This window comes from Nostoc sp. CCY0012 (genome assembly GCF_963920855.1).
Classification (GTDB): domain Bacteria; phylum Cyanobacteriota; class Cyanobacteriia; order Cyanobacteriales; family Nostocaceae; genus Cyanocohniella.
In genome coordinates this window covers 1-14,351 of sequence record NZ_CAWUDM010000033.1, presented here as the reverse complement: position 1 = coordinate 14,351, position 14,351 = coordinate 1, and the positions used below count along the sequence as shown (strand labels likewise).

The following is a 14,351-nucleotide window of genomic DNA, read 5'->3' as shown; positions in this document are numbered from 1 at the left end:
TCTCCAGCCAGCATTGACAAAATCAAAAGCCATATCAGATTTAGCAATATTCTCGGTCTTTCAGCAGCAAAACTTCCCGGTATAATGTAAGCAATAATTCTCTTTCATGCCACTTTTATGGACTATCAACACATTATCACTATTGAGCCTGGAAAGCGCAGTGGCAAGCCGTGTATTCGAGGAATGCGGATTACAGTGTACGATATTTTAGAATATTTAGCAGGTGGGATGACCGAGGCAGAAATTCTGGAAGACTTTTCTGAACTCACTTCGGAAGACATCAAAGCTTGTCTTGCGTTTGCAGCTGATCGTGAGAAAAAGTTATTTGTGGCATCGCTGTGAAACTGCTGTTGGATGAAAACCTATCAGACCGAATTATTCATAGAATTGTCGATCTATATCCAAATTCTGAGCATATCAAGACATTAGGACTGATCAACACGGATGATGCTGTAATCTGGGAATTTGCAAAAACAAATGGATTTGTGCTTGTTTCCAAAGATTCTGACTTTCACCAGCGCAGTTTACTTTACAGTTATCCACCCAAGTTTATTTATCTACGGGTTGGTAATTGCCCAACATCAAAAATTATTAAAATCTTGAGAGATAATTTGGACACGCTCATTCAATTTGAAAGTAGCGAAATGGAAAGTCTTTTGATGTTGACGTAGCGTGGAGCCGCCACATAATGTTAGACCTTGACTCATTTTGATCAACAATGTGGAACCATAATGCTCATTACCATAGTTATGTATTGCGCCAATGCGAACTCCTGATATTATACAGCAGCAAGCTTTTCAAGCTTTACTAGAAGAGTTGGGACAAGCATCACCGTCTGAGGTGAAGGCAGTCTTGGATAAACGAGAAATGGTTCAGCCAGAAGAAGAACTAACCCCTGAGATTGTTGCCCGTTTTCAGCAACGTATCCGTAATGCTTCAAAAGCTTGAGATTGTTAGTGACGAGTGCTAACAAGTCGCTGCACTGGAACGCCGCAAGTGCGATCGCCTGATCTACTAGTCCTCATTTTATTGCTGTGTAAATTATTGCTGACTATTTGTGGTATTTACTAGTATCACCGTTAGTATCTTTAATAATTAAGGATTGTTATATTTTGTTTATTTATAGTGAAAATTGTGATTATTCTAAGTATAATCACAGAGATAAATTGGCAAACATAAATATAAAATCAATAAATTTTAGTCTGGATTGCGAAAAAATTATCAAGAACAATCAGCCAAAAAGTTGAAGATGTTCATTTATAATTACGTAAACCGAGTATAAAAAAAAATAGTATGTGATATTAAATGCAAAAAATAAAATAACATACAACTTCCTAAATTTAACCAATCCATAATCTTTTTTCAAAAAAATTACCCTATCTTCTTGAGAGAAATAACTATCGTGGCAATACAAACTACAAGTAATATGATGCCAGTCCTGCAAGTAGGCGATCGCCAGCTGACGGCTACAGAAGTTTTACCATTGCTGGCAAAATACCAAATGCTGCCGATGTTAATCAAAGAGGTAGTGCTAGACCAAGCGATCGCACCAATTCAATGTACGCCACAAGAAGAGAAATTTGCTTGTGAACAGTTAGCGCAACAATATCAAATCACTTCTAGTGAGATGCATCAGCGTTGGCTGGAGCAGAATAATGTGAGTGCAGAGGAATTTGACGCGATCGCTATTCGCCAATTTAAAATCGAAAAATTCAAGCAACTCACTTGGGGTGAAGATTTAGATGCTTACTTTTTACAGCGTAAACCCCAATTAGAGCGTGTTGTTTATTCTCTCATTAGAACTACTGACATTGGCATTGCTCAAGAAATCTATTTCCGTCTGCAAGCTGGGGAACAATCCTTTGCTGAATTAGCCAGAGAATATTCTCAAGGGCCAGAAGCACAAACAAATGGTTTAGTCGGCCCGGTGGAATTACAATCCATCCATCCCGTTTTAGGCAGAATATTGGCTAGCAGCCAGCCACAGCAACTGTTACCACCAACTCAATTAGAAAACTGGATAGTCATTGTCCGCCTCGAAAAATTGCTGCTAACACAGTTGGATAATGCCCTACGTCAACGTTTACTCAATGAACGTTTTAATAGTTGGCTACAAGCACAAATTTCCGAGCAGAATTGCCAAATTAAATATCTAGAATATGCAACTGTATAAGCATATTAAGTTTGAAATAACTCACAAATAAATCTAACTTTATATCTACCAATCAGGGAATGACTTATATTACAAGTTCCTTTCAAGAATTTATTGCCAACCTAGAGGGATTTGAGCATCTACCAACTGCTGAAATAACTAATTTATCTAAACAATTGCAAGCTTGGCGCTACCGTATAGGTCAAAAAATCATTGGCAAAGATAAACTCCCCGAACACATAACCATTCTTTATGAAGGAAAAGTGCGGTTATTGGGATATGACCCCCAAACGCAAATACCCAATACCTTAAAATTGCTGCAACCAGGGGAAATTATTGGCGAAATCAGTGTATTACGGGATGTTGCCTGTGAAACTGCGATCGCTTCTACCGAAGTGATATGTTTAAGCATAAATCAAACTGAATATCTCCGCCTGTTGGTTGCTTATCCAGAGTTCGCCAATGCACGCCTCAACCATAGTCATTTGATGGAAGTTTTTGATGTTTTGAGTTCTCACATTCAAAAACAAGCTAATACCATCAATAACTTGAAAGAACTGACTGAACAAGCTTTATTAAACGCCAAAATACATTACCTCAATCCAGGCATCACCTCATATAATCAACTGGATAATCAAAGTATTTGGTTTGTTAGTGGCGGTGGTACAGTCAAAAATTTTGCCCCTGGTTCTCGTTTAATATTGGGTGAATCGTTTGAGGTTAAGGGTACAAAGCCTGCTCGTTTGCTTGGTTTATCTCCAGCAGATTTATGCTTTTTAGATACTCAGCCAGAGCCGCCTGCTGTAAATCATCAAACAACTTTTACAGATGAGTTAGAGATTCCCTACGCATCTGAGACAGAAGTTTTTCCCTCCGAAAGTCCCACACCAAAAAACCAATATAAACATCAAAACTACCCATTTTTTCGTGGGAAAGGGGAAGTAAACTCAACCTTTGCTTGTTTGCAAATGGTAGCAAAACATCTGCAAATTCCCTTTCGGCGAGAGGTAGTTCGACGCATATTAAATGAGCAAATTAAACGCCAGGGTACTATATCTTTCCCCGCTTGTGCTTATATAGGAGAGTTAATCGGACTCAAAACTCAGTTAGTAGATTTACCTGCTGCGGCTATCACACGCATTCCTACACCGGCACTCATTCACTATGGTGATAGTTATGCAGTTTTATATGCAGCCGATGCTCATACTATTGTTGCCGGCGTTCCATCCCAAGGAATTATTCGCTGTAAACCAGGGGAATTTGTTGCTCGATTAGATGTTGATGAAAATAATCTGCCGCCACAAATCAAGGTATTATTACTAAACACTACCAAAGAAACACCACAAGAACGCTTTGGTATCCAATGGTTTGTTCCCTATCTATCCCAGCATCGCCGAGTTTTAATAGAAGTTTTTATCGCTTCGTTTTTTGTGCAGTTAGCCCAGCTAGCTAACCCCCTAGTCATTCAGTTAATTATTGATAAAGTTATCGTCCAAAATAGCATTAGTACTCTGAATGTTTTAGGAGTTTTGCTATTAGCAGTAGGTATATTTGAAGCTTTACTGACTACATTACGAACTTACTTGTTTGTTGATACCACCAACCGCATTGATATGAGTTTGGGGTCAAAAATTATCGACCACTTACTACGTCTGCCACTGCGATATTTTGAACGCCGACCAGTGGGTGAATTGGCTACTCGCATCAACGAATTAGAAAATATCCGTCAGTTTCTGACTGGTACTGCCTTAACAGTAGTATTAGATGCAGTATTTTCGGTAATCTATATTGTTGTCATGCTGTTTTATAGTTGGCAGCTAACTTTAGTAGGTTTAGGCACAATTCCTATATTTGTTGTTATTACCTTAATTGCTTCTCCAACTATTAGCAAACAATTACGAACCAAAGCCGAACGTAATTCCCATACTCAATCATATTTAGTTGAAGTGATGTCGGGTATTCAAACAGTAAAAGCGCAAAATATTGAACTGCAATCGCGTTTTTCCTGGCAAGAGCGTTATTCTCGGTATGTAGCGGCTGGTTTTAAAACCGTGATTACTTCCACCCTGGCTAACTCTACAAGTAACTTTTTGAATAAACTCAGTAGTTTGTTAGTTTTGTGGCTGGGTTCTTATTTAGTACTGCAAGGAGAACTAACTTTAGGTGAATTGATTGCCTTTAGAATTATTTCCGGTTACGTTACTAGTCCCATATTACGCTTGGCACAACTTTGGCAAAGCTTCCAAGAAACAGCTTTATCGTTAGAACGTTTAAGCGATATTGTCGATACACCACAAGAAGCAGAAATTGACCGTCAAAATATTCCCTTACCTGCAATTGACGGCGCAGTTAAGTTTGACAATGTTTCCTTTAGATTTGCTGCTAGTGGCCCCTTGCAACTTTCTAATGTCAACCTGGATTTTGCTCCTGGAAAATTTATTGGCATTGTGGGACAAAGTGGATCAGGTAAAAGTACCATGATGAAGTTACTGCTGAGACTTTACGAAGTCGAGTCAGGCAGAATTTTAATTGATGGTTACGATATTGCCAAAGTTGAACTATATTCGCTGCGGCGACAGGTGGGTGTAGTTCCCCAAGAAACCTTATTATTTGACGGTACTGTTCAGGAAAATATTGCCCTGACAAATCCTGACGCTACCACCGACGAAATTATCGAAGCTGCTCGTATTGCGGCGGCTCACGAGTTTATTATGTCCTTACCCAACGGCTACAATACTAGGGTAGGAGAACGGGGTGCAGCGCTTTCAGGTGGACAAAGACAAAGAATTGCCATCGCCCGTTCTGTTTTACAACGACCAAAGTTATTAGTTTTGGACGAAGCCACCAGCGCCTTAGACTATCCTACAGAAAGACAAGTTTGTTTGAACTTAGCTAAAGGTTTTCAAGGCAATACAGTCTTCTTTATTACCCACCGACTCAACACTGTCAGCCATGCAGATATGATTGTTGTCATGGATGGTGGCAGAGTCATAGAACAAGGAAGTCATCAAGAATTAATGGCTGCCAAAGGTCATTATTTTTATCTGTATCAACAACAAGAAGTTAGTTTGTAACTGATACGTAATTTTTTATCCCTAACATCAATTATTATGACTCTACTTAATGGCAATAGCCGCAATGGCCATAACGGTAACGGTAACGGTAAGCATGATCAAAAAATCACAACAGTAGATGCACAAACACTGTCATCTGCTGCCAAAACTTCTCCAGCCTCTTTCAATCGTGCTAACTATACTAATTTTGATCAATCAGTTGTACTCCGCCAATCTCCCATTTGGTCACGCACAATTATGATGACCTTAGTTGGCTTGGCTTGTTTTGGCATTACTTGGGCTTGTTTTGCGAAAATTGAGCAAGTTGTCCCGGCTACTGGTCAATTAAAGCCCGAAGGAACAATCAAAGAAGTTCAAGCACCAGTTAGTGGAGTTGTGAAAACAATTCACGTTAAAGATGGTCAACAAGTCCAACCGGGAGATTTGTTGCTAACATTTGAAACCGTTGCTAGCAATGCTCAACTAGATTCCTTAAACAAAATTCGCGCCGCATTAAGTGAAGAAAACCAGATTTATCGGCGAATCATGGCAGATAATTCTACTACAGCATCAGAAGTGAGATTTTTGGCAAATCAATTACCACCAGATGCCAGCTTTCTTTTAAGAAGTAGAACGGCATTAATTCAAGAAAATGAATTGTTACGTGCCGAATTAAAAAACTCTAATCAAGCTTTAAATTTAGGAATTGACGAACAACAACGTCTGCAAATAGCTAAAAATGAATTAGATTCTCGGTCTGCTGCGGCTCAGTTAGAAGTAGAAAAAACCAAAAAACAACTGGCTCAAGCCCAGGTAAAAAGTAATGATACCAAAGCGAGTTTAGCTATTCAGCAGCACATTTTAGATAAACTCACCGTTTTAGCTGAAGAAGGTGGTATTTCTCAACTTCAATATCTTAATCAGCAACAACAGGTACAAAATCTCGCGGCCGAAATAGCACAATTAGATGAAGAACATCAGCGTCTACAATTGGATATTGAAAAAGGACAGCAGGAATTAAAAAATACAGTGGCTGTTTCCGGTAAAAATATCTTAGAAAGGATATCTGATAATAAAAGACGTATTGCCGAAATTGATAGCCAATTTATGAAAATTGTGCTGAACAACGAGCAAAATTTAGCAGATTTAAATAGTAAAATTTCTCAAGCTCAATTGAATTTACAATATCAAGAAATTCATGCTCCTGTGGCGGGAGTGATATTTGATTTACAAGCCAGACATAGTGGATTTGTGGCCAACTCTAGTCAAAAACTGCTACAAATTGTCCCCCACGATAAATTCATTGCTGAAGTATTTATTACCAATAAAGATATTGGTTTTGTTCGTGAAGGTATGAAAACTGATGTGAGAATTGATTCTTTTCCTTTTAGCCAATTTGGAGATATTAAAGGACAAGTAATCAGCATCGGCTCAGACGCATTACCACCAGATGAAACACATAAGTTTTATCGCTTCCCCGCTACCATTAGTTTGGATAAACAACACCTAGATATTCAGGGAAGAAATATCTCTTTGCAGTCAGGAATGTCAATTGTTGCCAATATTAAGATACGTGAAGAACGTACAGTTATGAGTTTATTCACTGAGATGTTTACCAAGCAAGTAGACAGTTTGAAAGAGGTACGTTAGCTATGGTGTCACGGCGCTGTCTCCCCAACGCACTGGCTGGTAAATAATTAAAGGTTTGTAGTGAGGACTTTAGTCCTCAAACAAGAGCTAGCGATAAAGCGATAATGGTAAATATTGCCCATCCCTGATTTAAATTTTTCGATGACAAACCCCCGTCAAATAGCTGTTGTCGCTTTGCGAGATGTTCACAAAGGGGCTTATGCTGATGTCGCTTTAGACCGAGTGCTACAAAAGGTTAATTTACCAGGTAATGACCGCCGTTTGTTGACAGAATTAGTATATGGCAGTGTCAGAAGGCAACGTACCCTTGACGCTTTGATAGATCAACTGGCCACCAAGAAATCTCACCAACAACCTAAAGACCTCCGCAGCATTCTACATCTGGGTTTATACCAACTGCGTTATCAAGAACGGATTCCGGCTTCGGCGGCTGTGAATACCACTGTCCAACTGGCTAAGGAAAATGGCTTTTCTGGTTTGACGGGGTTCGTCAATGGTCTATTACGGCAATATATCCGTCTGGCGGACAAATCACCAGAGCCTTTATTACTACCAGAAAATCCGGTGGAACGTTTGGGAATTTTACACAGTTTCCCTGATTGGATTATTCAGGTGTGGTTCGATGAATTGGGTTTGGCGGAGACAGAACTACTGTGTGATTGGATGAACCAAACACCGACAATTGACCTGCGAATTAATCCGCTGCTGACGACAATTGAGGAGGTGGAGACGGCTTTTGATGCGGCTGGTGTGTTGGTGAAGCGGATTCCTAATTTACCCCAAGCTTTACGATTAATTGGTAGTGTCGGTGCAATCCAAAATCTCCCCGGTTTCAGTGAGGGCTGGTGGTCTGTACAAGATAGTAGCGCCCAACTTGTGAGTCATTTACTCGACCCCCAACCGGGTGAGGAGATAATTGATGCTTGTGCTGCACCAGGGGGGAAAACAACTCATATTGCTGAGTTGATGGGCGATACAGGAACAATCTGGGCTGGCGATCGCACTCCTTCCCGATTGCGTAAACTCAAAGAAAATGCTCAACGGCTACATTTACAATCTATTCAAATTTACACGGGTGATAGCCGCAATTTACCGCAATTTCATCATACAGGCGATCGCGTCTTACTAGATGCACCATGCTCTGGTTTGGGAACTTTGCACCGTCACGCTGATGCGCGCTGGCGACAAACACCAGAATCTGTCCAGCAACTTTCAATATTGCAATCAGAACTATTAGCACAAACATCTAAATTTGTCAAATTCGGTGGTGTACTGGTTTATGCTACCTGTACCCTGCATCCAGCCGAAAATGAAGGTGTGATTTCTGCTTTCTTAGCTAATCATCCCCATTGGCAAATTGAGGCTCCCAGCATGGATTCCCCTTATTTTGCCGATTCCACACCCCAAGGCTGGCTTAAAGTCTGGCCTCATCGACAACATATGGATGGCTTTTTCATGGTGCGCTTAAGAAAAACCAACGATTCCGAATGAATACTGTTTGGGATTGTACTATTTTGTGGAGGCCCCGAATCTACCGGAGGAGGCAGCGATGGTTACTGATTCTCATGTGAAAAATTTAGTTAAAATCCTGATTGGAGCTGCCTGGATCGATGGCAAAATCCAGCCAGAAGAACGGCAATATCTGCGGGAAATAGCTCAAGCAAAAGGTTTGGCTACCGATCCAGAAATTAAGCCTTGGCTGTATGAACTCGTTCCTGTGCAACCGCAAGAATGTTATAACTGGGTGCAAGACTATTTAGGCGATCGCCCCAGTCTGGAAGATTGTGAAAATCTCATTGAAGCCATTAGTGGCTTGATTTATAGCGATGGGGAAGTGGCTGTAGAAGAAGCACGACTTCTGACCAAATTACAGGAAATAACAAAACTTAATGATTCTCCGCAACCTGCTTATCAGGCTTTGCTCAAACAAATTCAAAAGCTTTATCGTCGCTGGGTTGAGGTGCAAAATTAATATTTAGTTGCACTCCCAGATAGTGGAGATAATTAATAAGTTGACCAGACGCGATAAATAGCGTCTGGTAATTCGACTCAAAACCAATTACTGGAGTTTAGACTAGGCAGCAAGAAAAGACTCAGCAACGCTGAGTTGAAAAGAAACAGAGTTCAGATATGAAAATCTATAGTACTAAGCAGATTTTGATTGCTCTTTGCGGGGCTTCGTTGTAGTTTTTTTAACTATGGGATAGCGAATTCTACGTTTACGTGGTTGATCAGCCTTCCAGCCTGGAGACTTTCCGCGAGGTTTGGGTGGTTGGGCTGGAGTACCAATCGCCGCAAAAACTCCTCCCATAGCTTGGGCGACTCTTCCAGGGGTCAATTTATCCAGGGACTTTTGCCAAGGGAGAGGGTTATCCGCAACGATATCACGGGCTAACCACAATTCCCAAGTCATTAGAGGCATCAGGTCACAGTTCAAAAGTTGCGTCATGCGCTCTACCTAGATATCTGTACGCTGCTTGACGAAATTCTTCTAATAAGGCACGTTTCATATTGGCAGATGAGAGTTGGTCGTTCTTCTCTCAGGTTCTGCTAATAGGGGGTCTGTGTTCAAGCACACCCTCTATTTTTCTGGGTTTGTTGCCCGTTTAGTCTAAACTCCAACAATTAGGAATGTGGATTTAATAAAATACAGAACCTCACCCCCAACCCCTCTCCTTACCAAGGAGAGGGGAGACTTTGACGCAAGTCAAAGGCGGGGTGAGGTCAAAAACTAGACTTGCATATTATTTAATTCATATTCCTTAGGACTTTGGTTCACCCACACCGGGGGTTTCTTCTTTGTCTACTTTAGGTACAAAGTCAGGACGCTCTTTGCTTTCCCAACCAGCGGGACGTTTAGAGTTGTACCAAGCGATGGAACCAATGGTGACAGCAGCAATAAAACCAACTACATACACCAAAGTAAAAGCTAAAGGAAAATGGGAGGCTTCTCCTGTTGCTGTTTGCATTAATAAATTCATGAGTATATTCTCCTAATTTAACCAACACTACTTAAGACACTATAAAAAGAGCGTATCACTTACATCCACCCCAAGTTTGAACTAGTTGTTGATATTTAGAGGAGATCAGGAATAAGAACACCTAATTTAAACAGCAGAGAAACTTGGTTGTTACTATTAAAGCCAAGCTCGGTCATATTGAATTGGCCAAATTTTATCGTGTCCTAGTTGTTTGGCTGCTTGGTGTGGCCAGTAAGGATTGCGGAGTAATTCACGCCCTAATAAAACTAAATCGGCTACTCCTGAGCTAATAATTTGGTCAGCTTGTTCTGGAGATTTAATTAAACCCACTGCGCCTGTAGGAATATTTGCTTCCTGGCGAATACGTTCGGCAAACTGAGTTTGATAACCGAGTTTCACTGGGATATTGATGCCTGGTATAATCCCTCCGGAGGAGCTATCAATTAAATCTACACCCAGTAACTTGAGTTGCTTGCTTAAAGCTATACTTTCCTCAATGTTCCATCCTTTATCTACCCAATCAGTAGCAGAGATGCGGACAAATAAAGGGTATTTTTGGGGCCATACTTCTCGTACTTGCTCCACAATTTCTATTAATAGACGAATCCGGTTGGCAAAGCTACCGCCGTAATCATCTTGACGATGGTTAGCCAGGGGTGAAAGAAACTGATGTATGAGATAGCCATGAGCTGCATGAATCTCAATGACTTTAAAACCTGCTTGTAAGGAACGTTTGGTAGCTTGAACAAAGGCTTGAATAACTTGTTGAATTTCGGCAATACTTAAGGCTTGGGGTACTGGACTTTCTTTACTGAAGGCGATCGCACTACTAGAAACCACAGGCCGCCAACCTTCTTGAGATTCATTCAACACTTTTCCTCCCTTACTCGGTTTGGCTGTGCTGGCTTTTCTCCCTGCATGGGCCAGTTGAATTCCTGCAACACTACCAAATTGATGAATTAGCGACACGATTTTGGCTAAAGTTTCTATGTGTGCGTCTGACCAAATACCTAAATCTTGGGGAGTAATGCGTCCTCGTGGTTCTACAGCCGCAGCTTCTGTGATGACTAAACCAGCACCACCAACAGCCCGCGAAGCCAGATGAACCAAATGCCAGTCGTTAGCATATCCATCTGTACTGGAATATTGACACATGGGTGAAACAGCGATGCGGTTGCGAAAGGTAACTTCACGAATCGTGAATGCTTCAAACAAGTGTGCCATTGGGATTAATTCCTTCTCTTGCAAAGTCAAATAAATCTGAGATGGATTTACAAGCTGGATTACGAACCTGGCAAATCAAAAAATATCCCAAAATTTCTTGTGGTGCGGGCATTTTGCTTGCTAATTACCCATGACATTCACAAGAGGGGATAACTTATTTTCTCGTATTCCCTGAAAATGGAATCTTAAAATCTTTCCTTCTGCTGTAGTTGGATTTTCGCCCGCAGTCGCTCCACTTGAGCAAAGCCCATCTAGTAGGCGTAGTTTAGCCTTGCATTCTTTGTAAGACTTGCCTGATAGTATCTGAGGGTACTTCATCAGTCACAGTCACTACACCAATTTGTGTTGGCAAAACAAACCTCACCTTACCGGCTTTGACTTTCTTATCTAGTTGCAGTGCCTCAATAATCGCCTCAATATCAACGCCTTCTGGTAACTTTGTCGGTAAACCAGCTTTTTCAATTAAAGCATCTTGACGATCGCTATCTTCTTTTTGCCACATTCCCAGTTCTACAGCTATTTGTCCAGCCGCCACCATCCCAATAGCCACTCCTTCACCATGTGTCAGTAAACGATAACCAGTCAGGCTTTCCACTGCATGACCAATGGTGTGTCCATAATTGAGAATCGCCCGTAGTCCGGCTTCTTTCTCGTCTTTGCTGACTACTTCGGCTTTAGCTTGACAAGAACGCGTTAATATGTAGTCAATTAGTTCTGGTTTAATATAACGAAGTTGATTGAGATGTTTACTCGCTTCCATTTGGGCAAATAATTCAGCATCCCAATTCACACCATACTTAATTACTTCTGCCATACCTGCGCGAAATTCCCGCATGGGTAAGGTTTTCAAAACCTCTGGGTCAATTAACACCAACCGCGGCTGATGAAAGGCACCAATGAGATTTTTTCCGTGGGGATGATTCACGCCAGTTTTGCCGCCAATTGCCGAGTCTACCATTGCTAACAGAGTGGTAGGCACTTGCACAACATTAATCCCCCGTAGCCAGGTAGCAGCAGCAAAGCCAGTCATATCACCAATCACACCTCCTCCCAACGCCACCATTGTCGAAGAACGTTCTAGGCGGTTTTCTAAGGCAATATCGTAGAGTTTCTGGATAGAGTTGAGAGTTTTATAGCGTTCCCCAGCCGGTAGACAATAGCTAGATACAACAAATCCCGCAGATTCCAGCGATGCGATCGCTCTTTCCCCATAATGCTTAAAAATAGTGGGATTAGAAACCACCAATACCTTCTTACCCAGCTGCAAACCAGCCATCTTTTGACCGAGTTGATCTAAATTGCCAAGTGCGATCGCAATCTCATAGGACTGCTGCGGTAGATTTACATTAATTACAGAAGTCATATCCCAAACCCCAACAAGCGCCGTGGGTCGTATTCTATCGCAATCTGACGAGTGGGGAGTAGGGGGGGAAGAAGAGGCAGGGGGGCAGGGTGCAGGGTGCAGAGGGGAAATATTTTTGGCTGTGTCATTGCCTATTGCCCTGTTCCCTTTAATCTAATGACCATGATTCAATATATGTAGTGAAGTATGGAGAAAAATCAATGTTTGGAGTAATAGCTTATATTGGCTTCTTGGGTTTGTTTATGGGTGTCGCTGTAGGTCTGCTATTTGGTCTGCGTGCCGTTAAGCTGATTTAATTTAGCTTTCTCAGTTCTGTTTTAAGTAGGGGTGTAAAGTTTTGCACCCCTATTAATATGTCGATTTATTTCCTAATTCCCCACTCCCCACTCCCTACTCCCCACTCCCTAACTTCTCCCTAACTTTGAGCAAAAGTCTAGAATTTGGATGGTAGCGTCCGCAATTGATCTGTGTAACACTAGGAAGCTACCTCAAGCTATTTTTTCACGGGAGGTCAGGCAATGGCTATCGCCAGTATTAATCCTGCCACTGGGGAGACGCTCAAAATTTTTGAGCCACTTAATGATTCAGAAATTGCGGCTAAACTTGATTTGGCAGGTCGGGTTTTTCCAAATTACCGCAAGACCAGTTTTTCGGAGCGATCGCAATGGCTAAAACAAGCTGCGACTATATTACAGCAAGAAAAAGCGGACTTTGCTAAGACAATGACCCTGGAAATGGGTAAGCCTTACAAAGCTGCGATCGCAGAAGTCGAAAAATGCGCCTTAGTTTGTAACTACTACGCTGAATACGCACCTAGTTTTTTGGCTGATGTCGATGTAAAAACCGATGCCAGCCATAGTTTTGTGCGCTACCAACCTTTGGGGGCAATTCTCGCGGTGATGCCGTGGAATTTCCCTTTCTGGCAAGTATTTCGGTTCGCTGCACCTGCGCTGATGGCAGGAAATGTGGGTTTACTCAAACACGCTTCTAATGTGCCGCAGTGCGCTTTGGCAATTGAAGATATTCTGCATCGTGCAGGTTTTCCCCAAGGTGCATTTCAAACTCTGTTAATTGGTGCAGCTCAAGTTGCTGATTTAATGGCCGATGACCGAGTAAAAGCCGCTACCTTAACTGGAAGTGAACCCGCCGGTGCTTCTCTAGCCGCCGCCGCCGGTAAACAACTTAAAAAAACCGTTTTGGAATTGGGAGGAAGTGACCCATTTATTGTGTTACCAAGTGCTGATATAGAGACGGCAGTTGTCGCCGCGACTACAGCACGGATGTTAAATAACGGGCAATCATGTATAGCAGCGAAACGCTTTATTATTGCTGAGGCGATCGCAGACAAATTTGAAAAATTGCTTTTAGATAAATTTTTGGCGCTGAAAGTCGGCGATCCTATGCAACCAGACATTGATTTAGGGCCACTGGCAACCTCTGATATTTTGCAAGATTTACACCAACAAGTACAAAGCGCCGTTAATAGTGGCGGTAAAGTTCTCACTGGTGGAAAACCTTTAAGCGATGGCCCAGGAAACTTTTATCCACCGACGATCATCACAGATATACCCCTAGACAAACCAATTGCCCAAGAAGAATTTTTTGGCCCGGTAGCATTATTATTCCGCGTACCGGATATTGATGCAGCTATTGAACTTGCCAATGCTACACCATTTGGTTTAGGTGCTAGTGCTTGGACAACCAATAACCAAGAATGCGATCGCCTAACAACAGAAATCGAAGCCGGTGCTGTATTTATCAACAGCATGGTTAAATCTGACCCCCGCCTACCCTTTGGTGGCATCAAACGTTCTGGATACGGCAGAGAACTGAGTATTCAAGGCATACATGAGTTTGTCAATGTGAAAACTGTTTGGGTGAAGTAATGCGGAAGAGATGGGGGGATGGGGAGATGGGGAGATGGGGAG

14 protein-coding genes are annotated in these 14,351 nt (G+C 41.8%); 10 read left to right on the top strand and 4 right to left on the bottom strand.

Features of this window, described 5'->3' with window-relative positions:
- Positions 1 to 117: 117 nt before the first annotated feature.
- The 8 genes from ACM0OS_RS11695 (at position 118) to ACM0OS_RS11660 (ending at position 8,827) form a co-directional block, all read left to right on the top strand.
- Positions 118 to 342 carry a DUF433 domain-containing protein gene (locus ACM0OS_RS11695; protein WP_193908933.1) on the top strand — a complete coding sequence of 75 codons (225 nt, stop codon included), beginning with the start codon at positions 118 to 120 and terminating at the stop codon, positions 340 to 342.
- Complete coding sequence (locus ACM0OS_RS11690; RefSeq protein WP_414543354.1) at positions 339 to 671, top strand: DUF5615 family PIN-like protein; 333 nt, start codon at positions 339 to 341, stop codon at positions 669 to 671. The genes ACM0OS_RS11695 and ACM0OS_RS11690 overlap by 4 nt, the downstream gene beginning before the upstream one ends.
- A 91-nt stretch (positions 672 to 762) precedes the next feature.
- A complete protein-coding gene (locus ACM0OS_RS11685; RefSeq protein WP_414543353.1) occupies positions 763 to 948 on the top strand; it encodes a hypothetical protein in 186 nt (61 codons plus the stop codon).
- Between the two features lie 478 nt (positions 949 to 1,426).
- Positions 1,427 to 2,173 carry a peptidylprolyl isomerase gene (locus ACM0OS_RS11680; protein WP_414543390.1) on the top strand — a complete coding sequence of 249 codons (747 nt, stop codon included), beginning with the start codon at positions 1,427 to 1,429 and terminating at the stop codon, positions 2,171 to 2,173.
- 59 nt (positions 2,174 to 2,232) lie between these two features.
- Positions 2,233 to 5,226 carry a peptidase domain-containing ABC transporter gene (locus ACM0OS_RS11675; RefSeq protein ID WP_414543352.1) on the top strand — a complete coding sequence of 998 codons (2,994 nt, stop codon included), beginning with the start codon at positions 2,233 to 2,235 and terminating at the stop codon, positions 5,224 to 5,226.
- A 36-nt stretch (positions 5,227 to 5,262) separates the two neighbouring features.
- The gene (locus ACM0OS_RS11670) at positions 5,263 to 6,855 is read left to right on the top strand and encodes an HlyD family efflux transporter periplasmic adaptor subunit (protein WP_414543351.1); all 1,593 of its coding nucleotides are present in this window, start codon (positions 5,263 to 5,265) and stop codon (positions 6,853 to 6,855) included.
- 141 nt (positions 6,856 to 6,996) lie between these two features.
- A complete protein-coding gene (locus ACM0OS_RS11665) occupies positions 6,997 to 8,346 on the top strand; it encodes a 16S rRNA (cytosine(967)-C(5))-methyltransferase (protein ID WP_414543350.1) in 1,350 nt (449 codons plus the stop codon).
- A gap of 58 nt (positions 8,347 to 8,404) precedes the next feature.
- Positions 8,405 to 8,827, top strand: a complete 423-nt coding sequence (locus ACM0OS_RS11660) for a TerB family tellurite resistance protein (protein WP_414543349.1) — start codon at positions 8,405 to 8,407, stop codon at positions 8,825 to 8,827.
- A 174-nt stretch (positions 8,828 to 9,001) separates the two neighbouring features.
- Here ACM0OS_RS11660 and ACM0OS_RS11655 read toward each other — a convergent pair whose 3' ends face one another.
- From ACM0OS_RS11655 to aroB, 4 genes are all read right to left on the bottom strand, one after another.
- Positions 9,002 to 9,304, bottom strand: coding sequence for a hypothetical protein (locus ACM0OS_RS11655; protein WP_414542875.1), 303 nt, complete (start codon positions 9,302 to 9,304; stop codon positions 9,002 to 9,004).
- Between the two features lie 313 nt (positions 9,305 to 9,617).
- Positions 9,618 to 9,836, bottom strand: coding sequence for a photosystem II assembly protein Psb35 (psb35, locus tag ACM0OS_RS11650; RefSeq protein ID WP_414543348.1), 219 nt, complete (start codon positions 9,834 to 9,836; stop codon positions 9,618 to 9,620).
- Positions 9,837 to 9,992: 156 nt separating this feature from the next.
- Complete coding sequence (namA, locus tag ACM0OS_RS11645; protein ID WP_414543347.1) at positions 9,993 to 11,060, bottom strand: NADPH dehydrogenase NamA; 1,068 nt, start codon at positions 11,058 to 11,060, stop codon at positions 9,993 to 9,995.
- Between the two features lie 265 nt (positions 11,061 to 11,325).
- A complete protein-coding gene (gene aroB, locus ACM0OS_RS11640) occupies positions 11,326 to 12,423 on the bottom strand; it encodes a 3-dehydroquinate synthase (protein WP_414543346.1) in 1,098 nt (365 codons plus the stop codon).
- A gap of 200 nt (positions 12,424 to 12,623) precedes the next feature.
- Here aroB and petL point away from each other — a divergent pair, with 200 nt between their 5' ends.
- Positions 12,624 to 12,719: a cytochrome b6-f complex subunit PetL gene (petL, locus tag ACM0OS_RS11635; protein ID WP_414543345.1), complete on the top strand. Its 96-nt coding sequence runs from the start codon at positions 12,624 to 12,626 to the stop codon at positions 12,717 to 12,719.
- Positions 12,720 to 12,941: 222 nt separating this feature from the next.
- On the top strand, positions 12,942 to 14,309 hold the full coding sequence (locus ACM0OS_RS11630; RefSeq protein WP_414543344.1) for an NAD-dependent succinate-semialdehyde dehydrogenase: 1,368 nt from the start codon (positions 12,942 to 12,944) through the stop codon (positions 14,307 to 14,309).
- Positions 14,310 to 14,351 lie beyond the last annotated feature (42 nt).